The following is a 14,829-nucleotide window of genomic DNA, read 5'->3' on the forward strand; positions in this document are numbered from 1 at the left end:
AGAAAGGTCTATGGAATTCTTTTAAACGAATAAAGCTCAGAAAGATTTAAAGCCAAGTTATTAAGCGCTTAGCAACTGCTTAATTTTTATGATTGTAAATTTTCAATAGAAGCTTGCCTATTGGAAGGCTTATAGAGTAGTATCGTTGGAATTTTTTAAAATCATTAAAGAGATTGGGCAACTACCCTGAAATATCAATACCTTTCTATATAGCAATGTTTTTTATAGCATTGCTATTTTTAGAAGACAGTGGCGATGACGATGACGAGGGAGGAGGATTAATGCAGCCTGTTTATGAAGGCCAAGCTTCTGGAAGGCAATAACTAAGCCCTCAGCAACTTAGAAAAACATATCAGTACATCAATTCAACTTTAGATTCGAACAAATGTCCGCCAAAGGGTAGAATATTAAGAGAATCTAAAGGCATATGAAATACCTTCTTTGCCCGCCTGACAAAAGCATCAAAGTAATTGATGATTATTTTTCAGAGAGAGTAAATTTGCTAAGAGGGAAAGATAAGAATGCCTTAATATCTGAATTCAAAGAATGGCTAATCAAAGATAGGCGAGCAGAAGATAATGTCTGGACAATACCCGACCTTACTGATGAGGGCTTATGTGATTTTTTTAAAAGAGCTATATCAAAAAACTGAGTTATATCAAGACTAATAAGGGGTTATGCTTATAATTTATTGTTGAATATAGTTAGATGATTGAAGTTTAGGTTCAAAGAAAAGCAGAAAGAGTAGAGGCTAAACCGCATACGAGAAGATCAAGTTTCATTGACTTTGAACATCAATAGCAGTTGATAAAGCTTTTACAAAATCACTGAAATCGCATTTCTCTGTTCCATCATCTCCTTGAATTCCATATCCTGCGGCAAGACAAAGTGCATCTCCATTCCCATTAAAGTCATTACGATGCTCCTCTAAATAAGAAGCAAGGGCCTTCCCTTCTAGTTTGGCTTTGTTTTTGTCCATTTGGGTATAACTCCTCTCTTGATATTTAAAATAGTCAAATATAATAATGATTTCTCAATTAAAGTTATATTTGTTAAGCAAAAGCTAGGCCAAGACAAGGCATAAATCCTAGTCGAATAATTGACTAAAGACTAGGCAGCCAGAAGATTATCGGGATGGTTATCGTCTTTCCAGTCTCTTAGGTCATTGATTATATTATTTGTAGCGTCATAAAGATCATCCTCGGAAACAGATCTACCTCTCTTTTTGATTTCTTTTTCCAGTAAAAGCATCACTTCTTCTTCTGCTTCAGAAAGCAAAATACCTTCTCCTTCCAAAGTGTTATTTAAGTCTTCTAAGGAAAGTAATGTGGTTATTTCATCAATAGTCACAAGTCCTTTAATTTCCTCATAACCACTGCCATCTGAAATACAGTAGTTAAAAGCATAAACCTTGAATTCATATGGTAATTCTGTCCAAGCACTATCATCAAAAAGATTAAATTGTTGATCGGAATAGCCTTGCTCTTCACAAAATGAATACTTGGCATTCTGTAAATCGTCGCCTTCATTTTGATCCAAAGAAAAGGCTTCTTCAAAGAGATCAAAAAACTTGGCCTTTTCCTTATCAGTTTTTAAATTCTTTGCTTGGCTCCAGTAATAGCGAAGTTTTTCGTAGTTTGTCATGAAGTTAGAATTGTTATGATTTTGAGCTATAATTCTTTTAATATATCCTTGAGAAAAGTCCAGTAGTTAGTTATTAATTTGCAATATTATCAATAGATAATATTGCAAATTACATAAGTTAAGTTCATTGCTACTTATCAGAAAAATTTCTATATACTGATATAGAAATAGAGTTAATTTGCTTCTTAGTGAGAATTAATAAGAAAGAAAAAGCTAATTAGGAATCGCTTGGATCATTGAAACAAGAGTTTTATGAGCATCAGAACTATCTTGTAAACAATGATCAAATGGTATTACAATTATTTCACCACTAACTTTTAATTTCATATTCTTATTATTTATTTCGACCATCTCTGGATCTTTAGGATTAGGGATTCCTCCATAATGACAAGCATATTTGACAAGGGAGTCTTTATGATCTTTATTCATGTGAAGGCAAATCCTTTCACTAACTAAAGGGGTTATATACTCAGAAGTCATAAATAAATTAAGTTATTCAGTATTATTTATACTAGGATATTTAATCAAAAAAAGCTTTCAAGTTTTTATTAAAGATTGAAATAGGAACTTTTTAGAAGAAGGGGGCATTTCATTAAATGCTTCACTATCTATAGTTCTACTTGATAAAACCCATGTGCATTCATCCTCCAAACAAATAAATTCATCTTTAAAATGACATTTCGCTGACTTAGGAGACTTTGTAGATGGTTCGAAATATTGGCTAGTATAATTACTACTTAAATATCCGCTGCCAGTATGTAAAACTTTATTTGTATAGATATTAATTAATGATCCATGTATATTCCTATATACCATAGTAACTATATTATCTTTTATTCTATATTTATCACCTGAATTTTTCCCACCAACTAAAATCTCCATACCAATTTCATTTGTATCTCCTAATGTAAATGTATTGTCACCATGAACTTTATCAAATCCTCTTCTAACTCTATGAATACACACTTCCCATAATTGAGAAGAAATTAATTTAGTTATATTATCATCATTTATATCTATAATTATAGGTTTAAAATTGCTATCTAAACTGAACAATCCTTTGTGCTCATTAATTCCATCATAGAAAACGCAAGATCCCTTGTATCCATTGAAATCTGGATCCCATGTATAGCGATTTTCATAAGCACTTCGAAACAAGTCTCGACACTCTACGTTAACATCTGGTTTAATCACTATTTTTAAATCCAAAGACAAATCAAGTTAAGCATAGTCTTGGTTTTGCAAAAATTCAACCAAGTTTTACTCCAAAAAGCAACACCCTATATTCCAACTTAACTTCAAAAATCAAAATCAAAATATTTTTTTAGATTCATAACTTATTAACAGGATTGGAATGATGTTGGGTTAAAATTAACTCTAAACAAAGACTTCTCAGATTTTTGGCCATCCAACCCGAGGTAATACCCAATAATAGCAATGCGGGTGAGGAGGCGAAAGTGATATATCCAAATTTGTTTCCCCTAATAATCTTGATAATTGCATTTATTTTTTCAATAATTTTTCTAAAAGTAATTTTTAGCTTTATTTTAATGGTTATAGGTCTTATCTTTATTTGGAAAAATACTATTAAGTTAATTTCATCAGATCAAAAATAGAAAGCGCTTATTATTAATTATATTCTCCAGGAACATCTTTTTTCTTTACAGTTACTCTCCCAACTTTTTTACCTGAAAAACGTAGCAACTCATCACCTGAAAATTCATACCCATATTTCAGTGCTATTAGTGCTACATCATCAGCAGTAGAGCTTGCTAAAACTTGACTTTTAATAGAAGGATCATCCTGCATCTTCTGAAGGAAAGCTTTAAGTTGATCTATAGACATATCTTAATTCTAGGCTAAAGGAAGAATGTTAATGAGTTATCTATATATTAACAGATATTTATTAAGCTTTCTTTAGCAGTAATGAAAATAAAGAATTGATATCGGCCAAGGCAATATATAGACAATTAAAGCAATTTAGAAAAGCCAAGGGTTAAGCAAGTCATTATCAATTGAATAAGAATGGTTAAATTAAGTAATATTATTAAATTCATAGATGTCTTTAATTAAAGAACGTCTGCTTTAAGAATTTAGTCGACAAAACAAGACCATTTAGACACAATTTATAACGCAAGAGGGTTCTTTTAAGTAATTAGGTGTCATTAGATTATTATTTTACTCGAATCAACACTTATATGACTATCTTTCCAAAGACATTAATGATACTAGGCAGTGGTGAGCTGGGGAAAGAACTTGCAATTTCAGCCAAAAAACTTGGGTGCAAAGTAATTGCTTGTGATAAATACAAGGGTGCTCCAGCAATGCAAGTATCTGATTTAGCTCTCGTTTTTGAAATGAATAACAAAGAAAAGCTTGAGGAAACTATAAGAACTTATCAGCCAGATTTGGTTGTACCTGAAATAGAAGCACTTGCTGTAGATGCCTTGCAAGCAATAGAGGAAGAAGGAATCAAAGTAATACCGACAGCTAGAGCTACCGCGATAACAATGAATAGAGATTTGATAAGAGAATTAGCATCTAAAGAACTAGGTATAAAAACAGCCAAATATGTGTATGCAGGGAACCTACAAGAATTAAAAGATGTTGCATCACAAATAAATTATCCGATGCTCATAAAACCTGTAATGAGCTCATCCGGAAAAGGACAAAGTCTTATAAAAGAAGAATCTAATTTAGAAGAAGCTTGGCATCTGGCAATCAAAGAAGCCAGAGGGCAGTCTAAACAAGTGATAGTCGAGGAATTTATATCCTTTGACTTAGAAATAACACTTTTAACCGTTAAACAGGAAAATGGTGACACCCTATTTTGTCCACCAATAGGGCATGAGCAGAAAAACGGTGACTATCAAAGCAGTTGGCAACCTCAAGAAATAAATGAAGCCCAACTAGATGAAATGAAGTTAATTGCAAAAAAAGTTACAGACAACCTTGGAGGGGCTGGTTTATTTGGTGTGGAATTTTTTCTCCGTAATGAAGAGGTTATTTTTTCTGAATTATCACCAAGGCCTCATGACACAGGGCTTGTAACGCTAGTTAGTCAAAATCTCAGTGAATTTGATTTACATTTAAGAGCAATCCTAGGACTGCCAATTCCATCAATCATATGTTCCTCTCCTGCAGCAAGCAGAGTTGTTTTAGCAAATGATCTTATTTCAACTGTTGCCTATAAGGGTATTGAAAAAGCATTAGGCTATAACAACGTGGAGGTTTTAGTATTTGGCAAACCAAATGCAAAGGAAGGGCGACGAATGGCTGTAGCACTTTCAAAAGCTGAAACTGTTGAAAAAGCAAAATTACTAGCTGATCAAGCAGCAAGCTCTATTGAGATCTTTGAAAGAGGAAGTTATCGCAATTGATTTCCTGTTTGTAGCGAATAGCCAACTATTTCAAAACTCAAAAATCTCTTAAGGATCACTAAAGAAGTGGAATCACATATATGTCTTGAAATGATGTTATTTTCTATATGACTTTAGAAAAATATGATGTTAACCAGCCTTAATGTCTGTTCGCTACTAGAAAAATACTGTTATTCGAAGAAGGTGTCAGAAAATGAGCTTGATTTTCTAGAGAGAAGTTGGCTTGAATCCCTAAATAGCATTCATTACAATCGCTACCCTGGTATAGCTCCAGCAGTTGTATGTGATGAGGCTGGGCTAGCAAGAGGAAGTTATTGGATTAGCTGCAATGCTGCAATACTTGATAAAATCAGACCAATTGAAACAGGAAAAAGCCGAAGCGCGCGAATTTTCGATGTTCTTTTTCAATCTGGACTAATTGCAGCTTAAAACATAAACAGATAAACCACTTGCCATGATTATTAGATTTATTAATAATCATAAATCTAATAAAAATATGTTTAAATAGGTAGATAGTTAATTTGAAATTATTTACCATGGCTCCTGAGGAAGGCGGAGGGATGATACCTGGATTAGTTGCAATAGCCATATCTGTTGTATTTGCAGCTGTAATAGGGTTTATTATTCTTCATTTTCTACCAAATACACCTTTTTAATAGTAATACATCTAAAACCAAATAATCATATGACTTATCTTAAAAGTGTATCCAGAAGATAATGTTTTCCTATAATTGGGTCAATAAACTCAACTTTATTTTCTAAAGACTTAGAAACTTCTTCTATTGTTCCATCTACTGAGAAGAGATTATTTAGCATACCTGTAAATTTAGAGTCCCCTCCTGTTGTGCTTGAAATGATAATTTTAGGGTTAAAAGTTTTGATAAGTTTAGGAAGTATAGATTTGCCTCTAATGAATGACCCAACAAAAGGTAATTTAATATCAATGACTGGCGTAATTACAGTATCAACATCTCTTGCTGGAAGGTTTTGATCTAGGAAGCCATGAGGCTCTATATAAAAAGAATTTTTAGTATTAGAAACAATATATCCATTCTCTATTTTTGGGACATTTGCACCTGCAGTAGCTTCAAGAGTAATAGAAGATATCTCTCGAATCTCGCCCGGCTTAAGAAGGAATATTTGCTGGAATCCAAGTTTCTGAACAACCTTACAAGCACTTGTTGATCCCACAACAGGAATTGAACGGTCAAGTAGTTCTAATGTCTGAGGATGTGCATGATCTGGCAAGCCTTGAGTTAAGAGTATGAGGTCTATTTGCTGAGGTGGATCGATTTCTCTATTTAAAGTGCCTCTGATCAACCAAGGCCCAGGGGGGAAAACAAGATCGCCTTTAAGCCATGGGTCAATTAAAATTCTAAAACCATTTAAATCAATCAACCAGCCGCTGGAGCCAAGATAACTGGCATCAAAGTTCATCAATCAAAAGGCAAAAGTCGCTTTCAACAATAATCATAAAGAACGTCTGCTGGATGGGTAAATAATTCACTAACAAATTTTTTATCAAATGAAGAGGCATTGAGGCTATCTAATTAATTTGAGAGAAAACCCTAAGTCTTCACAAAATGCACAGATTAAGCCAAATAATATTAATATATTAATTAGTCTAAAATTGATTTTTATTGAATCTATCTCTTCTATGCCAAGCTAAGCATATAGGAGAATAGGTCAAGCAGTATTCACCTATTCCAACCAAAGTATTGTCATGTCTTATGAATCTGGAAGCCTTGAGTGTAGAAGACTCGTTGAAATAAAGGAGAATTTAATTAAGACAATGCAAGCACTTGATTCTTTAAGTTCTACTGAACATATAACCGATAGATTAAAGACTATATATAATGAGATAGAAGAAATGCATGAAGAAAGAAGAAAGTTAGAGAATGAAGATTAAATGCTTTAATCATAAACCATTTAAGTCCTTAATCGTATTATTTCTATAATAGATTTTGAGTAATAAAATAGCACTGTTAAAACCCAATGTAATTATGTTTGCAAATAAAACTGGTAAAGAATTGACTTGGATCCCATATGTAATCCAAAACAGCAAACCAATAATAAAAACCACAAGCATTACCAAAGAAACATCATCAGCAGATTTTGTTCTAAATGTTCTTATTAACTGCGGTAGGAAAGCAATTGAAGTTAAGAATGCTGCTATAAAGCCAAATAAATCAGTCAAAAGGTAGTCATATCATTATTAGCATTAGTTATAACTTACTTGCAAAGAAATTGCACAATAAGTATTTATAGGAAAATATAATTGAATTAAGCTCGTTTGAAAGCTATAACAAGAGAGTTGATTAATTTTATTAGTTACTATAATTTAATCAGTGTGATGATTCTAATTAATATAATACAAGGGTTTCGATTATAATTGGAATTTTTGTTTTTTAAGGTACATAATCTAAAGCATTTCTTGAAAAAGACTATCTGTATAACAAATCAAAATCCAAAAGAACATTAATAATTATAATTTCATACCAAACAAACCGACAGGTTTTAGTCATTCTAATATTATTTGCAACGTAATTCTTTTATCTAAAGAGGAGCTTCTATATTAAAAACTAATAGGAAGCAAAGATCTTTAAACTGTAATTCAACAAATTGGGACTAAATATGAAAAATCCACACTTTCTAAGATATCAGGTTATAGTTTTTAAAGATTTTCAATTAAAAGACATTGTTCAATAAAGATGAAAAGAAGGCTCTTACACGCCTAGCAGTTCTCTCAATTGGCTGGGGTGTAGGCTTGGATCGATTCTACGAAGGTAGAACTAAAGACGGAATACTTTCTATTGTTGGATGGACATTAGTATTTGGAACTCTTTTTTACCTTTCTCCCTGCCAGGGCTATGAATATACGGAAGGTGTGAAGAATTATTCTGATATGGCTTTCAATCCGTATTCTATATTTCCAATTGGATTTGGAGCCTATGGGATAATATTAGTCATACGAAAAGCATTTAAACTCCTACGATCATTTGAATCTTCAGACTAATAGTACCAACTGTTATTTACACAAGTTTAGAGACGTTATTACATCAAAAGCTAGCTTGTTACTATAGAGGTAATTATTTATATAACTTCCCTTTGAATTTTCATTAGATTACTTAACTTCAATTTACAGTTGCTATTTAGTTAATCATCTGCCGATCAAACTAATATATTTTCATGACTCTCATAAGTCTTGTTAAAGCATCTAAGGATTTTGGAGTTCGTACTCTTTTTGAAAACCTAGATTTACATATCAGTGAGAAGGAACGGCTTGGTTTGATTGGGGCAAATGGTTCGGGGAAATCAACACTCCTCAAAATAATTGCAGGGAAAGAACCTCTTTTAAAAGGTAAGCGGGAATCTTCAAGCGGTATTCGTATAGCACTAGTTGATCAAGACGATGATTTTAATGAGCAAAGTAGTGTACTTGAAGAGGTTCTTAGAGGTTGCGGAGAAAAAAGGGAGTTATTGCTACGTTTTAATGCCTTGACACAAGAGGTTGCTCATAATCAAGAAAAAGCAATCCTACTTAAGCAATTAGGAGAAGTAAGTGAGCTTATGGATATCTCCAAGGCCTGGAATCTAGAACAACAATGTAAAGAAATCCTAGGGAAGCTTGGGATAAATAATATCAACAAAAAGATTAACGAGCTTTCTGGTGGATATCGAAAAAGAGTAGGCTTAGCATCTGCATTAGTCTCAAACCCAGATGTTCTTCTACTTGATGAACCAACAAACCACCTAGATGCTATTGCAGTTGACTGGCTTCAGGGATGGTTGGAATCTTTTAAGGGTTCTCTTGTTCTTGTTACCCATGACAGATATTTTCTCGACAAAATAACGGCAAGAATGATTGAGCTTGATCGAGGTAAAGCTTATAAATATTTCGGTGGTTATGGCAAGTATCTTCAAGATAAAATCAAACAAAAAGAGTTAGAAGTTAGTTCCAAGAAAAAATTTCAAAACACATTAAAAAAAGAACTGAATTGGCTAAAGCAAGGACCAAAAGCAAGGAGCAGTAAGCAAAAAGCGAGGCTTCAACGAATTAGTGAAATGAAATCTCAACCTTCAATTCAAATTAAAAAATCATTAGAAATAAGTTCGTTATCAAGGAGAATTGGCAAGAAAGTGATTGAAGCTAAAGATGTAAGTGTAATAATTGAGAGCGACAAAAACAATTCATTCCTGCTAAAAGACTTCACATATAGTTTTGGTCCGGAAGACCGTGTGGGAATTATTGGTCATAATGGGAGTGGCAAATCTACATTATTGGACCTTATTGCAGGAATAAAAATCCCTTCTAAAGGAACAATTGAAATTGGTGAAACCATAAATATTGGTTATTTAGATCAACACACAAATGATTTAGTCCAAGGAGAAGGGTTAGAGAGAAAAGCAATAGATTTTATAGAAGAAGTTGCTTCTAGCGTTGATATTGGAGGGAAGCAAATAACTGCCTCACAACTATTAGAAAAGTTTCTTTTTTCACCATCTGACCAACACAGTCCATTAAAGAAGCTATCAGGAGGTGAGAAAAGAAGACTTACTCTTTGCAGAATGCTTATACAAGCACCAAATGTATTACTGCTAGACGAACCTACGAATGATCTCGATATCAACACTCTAAGTGTCCTGGAAGATTTTCTTGATGATTTCAGGGGATGTGTTGTTGTTGTATCTCATGATCGATACTTCCTTGATAGGACTATAGATAGACTCTTCCATTTTGAAAAGGCACAATTGCATAGGCATGAAGGTAATTACACTTCATTCATAGAACAAAAAAGACTTGAAAATGATCATCAAAAAATGGCACTTGTAAGCAATGAAAAGTCAGTCCCACTTAAGAGTCCGAGTAATCAAAATAAAAAAGGCGTAAAGATAAAAGCGATAGGATTGTCGGATTCAAGAACTCTTAGTTTTCAGGAGAAACAAGAACTTAAAGAAATAAATAAGAACCTACCCTTCTTAGAAGAAAAAAGAGAATCCCTTGAGAAGCATATCTTAGACTCCGACATCTCAGCTAATATTTCAAGTGATAGTCAAGACTTAGCCGATCTGATTGAACGAATCAAAGAGCTAGAAGATAGATGGATATTTCTAAGTGATCTTGAAAATTAAGATAGACTCTGTTTTACACCAAGTAGAAATTACCTCCGATTTCTATTTCCACCATGATCAGAGCGCCTGCCATCTCTCGAATCTCTCCTAGGCTCTGCCTTGTTTACTCGAATATTTCGTCCCATCCACTCAACATCTTGCAAATCGTCAATTGCCTTTTGTTCGTCTGCTTGATTAACCATATCAACAAATGCAAATCCACGTTTTCTACCTGTTTCACGATCAACAGGTATTTTACAATCTTTCACTTCCCCATAACTGCTGAAAACACCAATAATATCTTCCTGTTCAGCATCAAAAGAGAGATTTCCAATAAAAATTGTCATACAAGTAGGACTAAGAATAGAGCACAAACGAATGGGGCTAAAGGAAGTTCTTTAATTGCCAAAGCCTTTTGGGCTTAATCCAATCTAGATAACCATTTAGATCACACAATAATATCCTATTTCAACGTAGGTTTCTATCAAGTGAGTTATAAGTAATTTAATCTAAAGAATCATCCTTATTATTTACTAACATATAAAAAAATCAGTATCGTTAGTTGAATTAAAACTTTTATATGGCCAACCCAATTGAATTTGGCTCATTTTACAAACTACTCAAGGCCGTAAGAGACGGAAATGAACAGAAGGGTAAAGAGTTGGAATGGATGCTAGCCGAATATGAGCATGCAAAGGATGCATCAAGTGCATTTGATGAGCTAGGACAAATATTTTGCCATCACGGGGTTATGGAGTTATATGACTACACTGGAACAGATGATATTACATATATCAATAGCTTAGACCAATCAGTTTGGAACTATCTAAAAGTAAGAATGGATATTGGACTCGCTGATTATATGGTTAAATCCATGTTGACACATGCAAAAGATCATCAACTAGCAAAGAAAGTTTCCGACAAATGGAATTATAAAATTGATGAGATCGAAGAGAATATAGAGGAATTAGCCAAGTATGTCACAGACGGAATAGTGGAGTTAATCATCTAGACAAGCAAAAAGCAATAGTCTAATTCACCTACAAATTAGTGGCTTATGCGCAAAAGATTAGGTAGGCTGAAATAGCATTAAAAAAGCATGCAAGAAGTTAACTCAGCACTAGAGTCGCTATCACTTGCGGTCATTCATGTTTTGGATAGATCCAAGCATTTGTCAGGTAAAGATCAGTATGCTCTTATTAATGAATTTGCAGAATGGATTGTTGACCTACCTAGTTACGAGGATGTCATTGCCTTTCCAGATATGACTAAGGAAAATCATAATGATTCAGAAGTGTAGAGATCTTTAGACGACAAAAGATACGCACACAATATTTTAAGGTTAAATTAAAAAATATAGACATTAAAGCCACCACACCTAAGAATAATATCCCTTATGCAATACGAAAAAGGAAGATCAACTAATTTCAACAGTTGATTATTTCCAGCAGAGAAGACTCTTGGTGGGTCTAGCAATCCAAACAACACTCTTTCATCTTTACTGCCAAGGAACATCCTTATGCAAAATAGATCCATAATAATGAGCTTCAGCTACAAACAAAGGCCTGAACTTATGAGAGAAGTCTTGACATCTATTTATTCTTTGTAGATTTTGACCTTAAAAACCAGGAAGAATGAATTTCACTAGCACAAGAATTTTTTATTAAGCAGCTCAAAATAGCCTTAAAAGCAACAAGATCATGATGAATTAAGTCACCAGTTAAAAATCATGAATATGACAATTAACAATGCTCAAAGAATAAATTGACTTGTATAGATGTATTTATCCAAAAATGAAAAATCCTGAGTTCAACATTTACTAATTAAGGGCTTTTACCTTTCTACTTAGGAATTGATGAATAGCAATGGTTTTAAAAGAAAATTTGAATCATCTAATCTCATTTTTTAAAAGCATTAAGTTCTGAAAACAAAGAATTTATCGCATTTTCCTTTAAATCTTGCCATTGTGTAAATAATAAATCTCTGTTAGTTCAATTAATTCAATTAAAGTTATGTCTACTCAAGAACTTTTAGAGGCCTCACTTAAAGAACCAGCAATAGGACAAACGTCCAAATTCCAATGGCATGCCACTCCTATTGGCATAGCCGCATTATCCAAGCAAGAATTATCTGTTTCTGAGAACTCATCCTACGAGGATGCTTTGAAGGAAGGTCTTGAAGTAGGTCTTGATCTAAGTAGAGAGGAAAGAGAATCGCATTACTCTAAAAAAGGTTTGGTTATTCTGTTTTATTCATAGATTCGTACAATAAAAAAATATTGCCTTAGGCAACTAATTGCATGACTTAAATTATTTGTATGAACAAGAAAGCCCTTTGTCTAGTTTTCATACAAATTTCACCTACCTTGATTGTTTCTGTTTGATTGAAGAATTTTTAAACATCTAAATATGTTGTGTATGTGTTGAAAAAGCATTGCCTTTTTATCAGCATGGAAGAAGTCCTTTTTTAATAATGAGTTTATCCAAGCAAGGAATTCAAAAGAGTTTAGGCCCTGGGATTATTTTGGCAGCTGCCTGTATAGGTGGATCACATTTGATGTCATCGACTACCGCTGGCGCGAAATTTGGGTTTGCGTTAGTTGGTTTAATCTTACTCACGAATTTTATTAAATACCCTTTTCTACTTGTTGGGACTCGTTTTACATCTGCAACCGGTCTTTCATTATTAGAGGGGTTTAAAAAAAGGAGCCAATTTTACTTACCACTTTATCTAGTAGTGAGTCTAGTTACAGGGACGTTAACCATTGCTGCAGTTAGTTTTGTCTCTGGTCTTCTATTGACAAATATTCCTTTTTTTGCAGGGTTTCCCCCAATGGATTTGTCTATTGCGGTTTTAGTTATAAGTGGGCTAATTTTACTTTTAGGACAGTACAAAGCTCTTGATCGTATTTCAAAGGTTCTAGTTTTGCTACTAACTTTCTTAACAACCATTGCTGTTATATCACTCCTACAACGTGAATCCGTAGCCAATATCAATATAAACTTGTTAAATAGCAGCCCTAGTCCTTGGAAACTATCAAATTTATCTTTTTTGATCCCATTGATGGGCTGGATGCCAGGCCCTGTTGAATTATGTGTTTGGCCTTCCCTATGGATGTTCTCTAAGTCAAAAGAGACAAAGCATATAGCAACTCCCAAAGAAGCAGAGTTTGATTTTAACATTGGCTACCTTATAACAATTATCACAGCTCTTCTCTTTGTATCACTAGGAGCATTCACGATGTATGGAACTGGGGAAACAATGCTGTCAGGGAGTGGTGTTTCTTTTGCCCAAAACCTTATTCGTCTTTACACAGAGTCTATGGGGGATTGGGCTAGGTGGATAATTATTCCTGCATCGTTTGCGGCAATGTTTAGTACGACTTTGACATGCCTTGATGCATACCCACGAAGTATTTCAGCTTCAATTGGAATTATTCAAGGTAAAGACAGAGGAATTGCTTCATCAAAATCTGAAATCAAACGTCTAAGATTCTGGATGGTGCTACATATATTCACCTCATTAACTGCTCTTCTTATTGCCAAGTCAGGCGGCCTTACGGTCAAAGATTTTGTTTTTGGAGCGATGACCGGAAGTTTCTTGGCAGCACCTATATTTGCTTGGATGGCTATGGATACTCTTAACAGTCCATTAGTTAAAGAAGAATATCATTACGGTTCTGCAATGAAATCCCTATGCTGGTTTGGCTTGCTTTTTCTTGGGGGATTTAGTTTGCTATTTATTTCAAACTCATTTTTCGGATTAGGTCTTTCAGGCTAATATTGCTTGGGAAGGGAGCGTTTGTATAGCATTAAATCATCCAAAAGTCCTTCCATCCCAACCCCAGAGTCTAGCTGGAACATCATCAAAGCCAATATAAATACGCTTAGGAGATATCCCAGTCTTATTAGCAACTAACTTACAAAACACTGCCGACATCTCTGAAGGGTTTAATGAACCAATTGACTTGACTTCAATATAACAACAAGGTTCTTCAGTCCCGCCAAATGTCATGGGAACATTAGTCTGTAACAAAGTCATTACATATTGTTCTGGCTTACCCGTTAGACCAGCTAATTGATTAGACAATTCCTTAAGAAGTAAATTAGAGTCGCCTATTTCACTAATAGAAGTTTGAACATTAATTAATGGCATCAATCAAAAAAATATGACTTACAGCTATATTTCTAGCAAACATTTTAAATAAAAGCATACAGGAATATACAAAACAATGAGGTTTATTCTTTTATATTCTTAAAAGAATACTTCTTCAATACTTCTATATCAATTATATTAAGCGTTGTGATTTCTGTTGATTCTAATCTCACCAAGGGTGCCATTCCATCTTCATAAGCCTCCTTCCATCTTGCTGCACAAACACACCAGAAATCTCCTTCTTTTAATCCTGGAAATCCATATTGCGGGATTGGTGTAGATAAATCATTGCCCTGAGCAGAACTGTATCTGAGAAAAGCATTAGTTATCACGCAACAAACCGTATGCATTCCATAGTCAGAGGGGTCTGTAGAACAACTACCATCTCTGAACCAACCAGTTATTGGGTTGCAGCCGCATTCCTGAAGAGGTTCTCCAAAAACGTTCTTAGCAATATTACTAGTTGAAGTATTCTCCATTTTTCATACATTAATAAAGAGATTGTTTCATTTGTGAAATTAGGTTTTTAATGCAAATG

The 14,829-nt window shown here is 33.9% G+C and carries 23 protein-coding genes; 12 read left to right on the forward strand and 11 right to left on the reverse strand.

Annotation, left to right across the window (positions count from 1 at the left end):
• Positions 1 to 173 precede the first annotated feature (173 nt).
• Positions 174 to 323, forward strand: a complete 150-nt coding sequence (locus EV07_RS09875) for a hypothetical protein (protein ID WP_193742715.1) — start codon at positions 174 to 176, stop codon at positions 321 to 323.
• 104 nt (positions 324 to 427) lie between these two features.
• Positions 428 to 652, forward strand: coding sequence for a hypothetical protein (locus EV07_RS05575; RefSeq protein ID WP_036918015.1), 225 nt, complete (start codon positions 428 to 430; stop codon positions 650 to 652).
• A gap of 126 nt (positions 653 to 778) precedes the next feature.
• Here EV07_RS05575 and EV07_RS05580 read toward each other — a convergent pair whose 3' ends face one another.
• From EV07_RS05580 to EV07_RS05605, 5 genes are all read right to left on the reverse strand, one after another.
• Entirely contained in the window at positions 779 to 979 is a 201-nt protein-coding gene (locus tag EV07_RS05580) for a hypothetical protein (RefSeq protein WP_036918017.1), read from the reverse strand.
• Between the two features lie 131 nt (positions 980 to 1,110).
• Positions 1,111 to 1,644, reverse strand: a complete 534-nt coding sequence (locus tag EV07_RS05585; protein ID WP_036918019.1) for a hypothetical protein — start codon at positions 1,642 to 1,644, stop codon at positions 1,111 to 1,113.
• A gap of 213 nt (positions 1,645 to 1,857) precedes the next feature.
• The gene (locus EV07_RS05590; protein WP_036918020.1) at positions 1,858 to 2,124 is read right to left on the reverse strand and encodes a DUF2470 domain-containing protein; all 267 of its coding nucleotides are present in this window, start codon (positions 2,122 to 2,124) and stop codon (positions 1,858 to 1,860) included.
• Positions 2,125 to 2,181: 57 nt separating this feature from the next.
• The gene (locus EV07_RS05595) at positions 2,182 to 2,838 is read right to left on the reverse strand and encodes a DUF3386 domain-containing protein (RefSeq protein ID WP_241434004.1); all 657 of its coding nucleotides are present in this window, start codon (positions 2,836 to 2,838) and stop codon (positions 2,182 to 2,184) included.
• A 435-nt stretch (positions 2,839 to 3,273) separates the two neighbouring features.
• Complete coding sequence (locus tag EV07_RS05605; RefSeq protein WP_036918023.1) at positions 3,274 to 3,489, reverse strand: Nif11-like leader peptide family natural product precursor; 216 nt, start codon at positions 3,487 to 3,489, stop codon at positions 3,274 to 3,276.
• 353 nt (positions 3,490 to 3,842) lie between these two features.
• On the opposite strand from EV07_RS05605, the gene purT reads away from it, so the two are divergent.
• From purT to EV07_RS10120, 3 genes are all read left to right on the forward strand, one after another.
• Positions 3,843 to 5,024, forward strand: a complete 1,182-nt coding sequence (gene purT, locus EV07_RS05610; protein ID WP_036918025.1) for a formate-dependent phosphoribosylglycinamide formyltransferase — start codon at positions 3,843 to 3,845, stop codon at positions 5,022 to 5,024.
• Between the two features lie 183 nt (positions 5,025 to 5,207).
• Positions 5,208 to 5,453: a hypothetical protein gene (locus EV07_RS05615; protein ID WP_052043900.1), complete on the forward strand. Its 246-nt coding sequence runs from the start codon at positions 5,208 to 5,210 to the stop codon at positions 5,451 to 5,453.
• 92 nt (positions 5,454 to 5,545) lie between these two features.
• Complete coding sequence (locus tag EV07_RS10120) at positions 5,546 to 5,680, forward strand: hypothetical protein (RefSeq protein ID WP_275040987.1); 135 nt, start codon at positions 5,546 to 5,548, stop codon at positions 5,678 to 5,680.
• Positions 5,681 to 5,714: 34 nt separating this feature from the next.
• Here EV07_RS10120 and EV07_RS05620 read toward each other — a convergent pair whose 3' ends face one another.
• On the reverse strand, positions 5,715 to 6,461 hold the full coding sequence (locus tag EV07_RS05620; RefSeq protein ID WP_036918028.1) for an MBL fold metallo-hydrolase: 747 nt from the start codon (positions 6,459 to 6,461) through the stop codon (positions 5,715 to 5,717).
• A 286-nt stretch (positions 6,462 to 6,747) separates the two neighbouring features.
• Here EV07_RS05620 and EV07_RS05625 point away from each other — a divergent pair, with 286 nt between their 5' ends.
• A complete protein-coding gene (locus tag EV07_RS05625; protein ID WP_036918030.1) occupies positions 6,748 to 6,933 on the forward strand; it encodes a hypothetical protein in 186 nt (61 codons plus the stop codon).
• 9 nt (positions 6,934 to 6,942) lie between these two features.
• Here the strand turns inward: EV07_RS05625 and EV07_RS09405 are convergent, their stop codons facing one another.
• A complete protein-coding gene (locus EV07_RS09405) occupies positions 6,943 to 7,221 on the reverse strand; it encodes a SemiSWEET family sugar transporter (protein ID WP_072013326.1) in 279 nt (92 codons plus the stop codon).
• Positions 7,222 to 7,722: 501 nt separating this feature from the next.
• On the opposite strand from EV07_RS09405, the gene EV07_RS05635 reads away from it, so the two are divergent.
• Together EV07_RS05635 and EV07_RS05640 are read left to right on the forward strand one after the other, a co-directional pair.
• The gene (locus EV07_RS05635) at positions 7,723 to 8,040 is read left to right on the forward strand and encodes a hypothetical protein (protein WP_036918033.1); all 318 of its coding nucleotides are present in this window, start codon (positions 7,723 to 7,725) and stop codon (positions 8,038 to 8,040) included.
• 173 nt (positions 8,041 to 8,213) lie between these two features.
• A complete protein-coding gene (locus EV07_RS05640; RefSeq protein ID WP_036918034.1) occupies positions 8,214 to 10,157 on the forward strand; it encodes an ABC-F family ATP-binding cassette domain-containing protein in 1,944 nt (647 codons plus the stop codon).
• Positions 10,158 to 10,186: 29 nt separating this feature from the next.
• Here the strand turns inward: EV07_RS05640 and EV07_RS05645 are convergent, their stop codons facing one another.
• The gene (locus EV07_RS05645; RefSeq protein WP_036918035.1) at positions 10,187 to 10,483 is read right to left on the reverse strand and encodes an RNA recognition motif domain-containing protein; all 297 of its coding nucleotides are present in this window, start codon (positions 10,481 to 10,483) and stop codon (positions 10,187 to 10,189) included.
• A gap of 233 nt (positions 10,484 to 10,716) precedes the next feature.
• Here EV07_RS05645 and EV07_RS05650 point away from each other — a divergent pair, with 233 nt between their 5' ends.
• Together EV07_RS05650 and EV07_RS05655 are read left to right on the forward strand one after the other, a co-directional pair.
• Positions 10,717 to 11,148: a hypothetical protein gene (locus EV07_RS05650; RefSeq protein WP_036918036.1), complete on the forward strand. Its 432-nt coding sequence runs from the start codon at positions 10,717 to 10,719 to the stop codon at positions 11,146 to 11,148.
• 87 nt (positions 11,149 to 11,235) lie between these two features.
• On the forward strand, positions 11,236 to 11,436 hold the full coding sequence (locus EV07_RS05655) for a hypothetical protein (RefSeq protein ID WP_036918037.1): 201 nt from the start codon (positions 11,236 to 11,238) through the stop codon (positions 11,434 to 11,436).
• 47 nt (positions 11,437 to 11,483) lie between these two features.
• Here the strand turns inward: EV07_RS05655 and EV07_RS09655 are convergent, their stop codons facing one another.
• Positions 11,484 to 11,672, reverse strand: a complete 189-nt coding sequence (locus EV07_RS09655) for a hypothetical protein (RefSeq protein WP_152557559.1) — start codon at positions 11,670 to 11,672, stop codon at positions 11,484 to 11,486.
• A gap of 476 nt (positions 11,673 to 12,148) precedes the next feature.
• Here EV07_RS09655 and EV07_RS05660 point away from each other — a divergent pair, with 476 nt between their 5' ends.
• Together EV07_RS05660 and EV07_RS05665 are read left to right on the forward strand one after the other, a co-directional pair.
• Complete coding sequence (locus EV07_RS05660; protein WP_036918039.1) at positions 12,149 to 12,394, forward strand: hypothetical protein; 246 nt, start codon at positions 12,149 to 12,151, stop codon at positions 12,392 to 12,394.
• 214 nt (positions 12,395 to 12,608) lie between these two features.
• A complete protein-coding gene (locus EV07_RS05665) occupies positions 12,609 to 13,916 on the forward strand; it encodes an NRAMP family divalent metal transporter (RefSeq protein ID WP_036918337.1) in 1,308 nt (435 codons plus the stop codon).
• A 36-nt stretch (positions 13,917 to 13,952) separates the two neighbouring features.
• Here the strand turns inward: EV07_RS05665 and EV07_RS05670 are convergent, their stop codons facing one another.
• Both EV07_RS05670 and EV07_RS05675 read right to left on the reverse strand, forming a co-directional pair.
• The gene (locus tag EV07_RS05670) at positions 13,953 to 14,291 is read right to left on the reverse strand and encodes a phenylpyruvate tautomerase MIF-related protein (protein ID WP_036918041.1); all 339 of its coding nucleotides are present in this window, start codon (positions 14,289 to 14,291) and stop codon (positions 13,953 to 13,955) included.
• 83 nt (positions 14,292 to 14,374) lie between these two features.
• Positions 14,375 to 14,770 (reverse strand): DUF2237 family protein, encoded by a 396-nt coding sequence (locus EV07_RS05675; protein WP_036918042.1) that lies wholly within the window; start codon positions 14,768 to 14,770, stop codon positions 14,375 to 14,377.
• Between the last annotated feature and the right edge of the window lie 59 nt (positions 14,771 to 14,829).

It is taken from the genome of Prochlorococcus sp. MIT 0603, from assembly GCF_000760215.1.
In the GTDB taxonomy this organism is placed as follows: domain Bacteria; phylum Cyanobacteriota; class Cyanobacteriia; order PCC-6307; family Cyanobiaceae; genus Prochlorococcus_E.

Bases quoted from the DNA above. Each gene is read 5' to 3' on its own strand.
- EV07_RS05670 (WP_036918041.1), bottom strand. From the start codon at position 14,291: ATGCCATTAATTAATGTTCAAACTTCTATTAGTGAAATAGGCGACTCT.
- EV07_RS05625 (WP_036918030.1), top strand. From the start codon at position 6,748: ATGTCTTATGAATCTGGAAGCCTTGAGTGTAGAAGACTCGTTGAAATA.
- EV07_RS05590 (WP_036918020.1), bottom strand. From the start codon at position 2,124: ATGACTTCTGAGTATATAACCCCTTTAGTTAGTGAAAGGATTTGCCTT.
- EV07_RS05585 (WP_036918019.1), bottom strand. From the start codon at position 1,644: ATGACAAACTACGAAAAACTTCGCTATTACTGGAGCCAAGCAAAGAAT.
- EV07_RS05580 (WP_036918017.1), bottom strand. From the start codon at position 979: ATGGACAAAAACAAAGCCAAACTAGAAGGGAAGGCCCTTGCTTCTTAT.
- EV07_RS05650 (WP_036918036.1), top strand. From the start codon at position 10,717: ATGGCCAACCCAATTGAATTTGGCTCATTTTACAAACTACTCAAGGCC.
- EV07_RS09655 (WP_152557559.1), bottom strand. From the start codon at position 11,672: ATGGATCTATTTTGCATAAGGATGTTCCTTGGCAGTAAAGATGAAAGA.
- EV07_RS05645 (WP_036918035.1), bottom strand. From the start codon at position 10,483: ATGACAATTTTTATTGGAAATCTCTCTTTTGATGCTGAACAGGAAGAT.
- EV07_RS05605 (WP_036918023.1), bottom strand. From the start codon at position 3,489: ATGTCTATAGATCAACTTAAAGCTTTCCTTCAGAAGATGCAGGATGAT.
- EV07_RS05660 (WP_036918039.1), top strand. From the start codon at position 12,149: ATGTCTACTCAAGAACTTTTAGAGGCCTCACTTAAAGAACCAGCAATA.
- purT (WP_036918025.1), top strand. From the start codon at position 3,843: ATGACTATCTTTCCAAAGACATTAATGATACTAGGCAGTGGTGAGCTG.
- EV07_RS05640 (WP_036918034.1), top strand. From the start codon at position 8,214: ATGACTCTCATAAGTCTTGTTAAAGCATCTAAGGATTTTGGAGTTCGT.
- EV07_RS05665 (WP_036918337.1), top strand. From the start codon at position 12,609: ATGAGTTTATCCAAGCAAGGAATTCAAAAGAGTTTAGGCCCTGGGATT.
- EV07_RS05575 (WP_036918015.1), top strand. From the start codon at position 428: ATGAAATACCTTCTTTGCCCGCCTGACAAAAGCATCAAAGTAATTGAT.
- EV07_RS05675 (WP_036918042.1), bottom strand. From the start codon at position 14,770: ATGGAGAATACTTCAACTAGTAATATTGCTAAGAACGTTTTTGGAGAA.
- EV07_RS05655 (WP_036918037.1), top strand. From the start codon at position 11,236: ATGCAAGAAGTTAACTCAGCACTAGAGTCGCTATCACTTGCGGTCATT.
- EV07_RS05620 (WP_036918028.1), bottom strand. From the start codon at position 6,461: ATGAACTTTGATGCCAGTTATCTTGGCTCCAGCGGCTGGTTGATTGAT.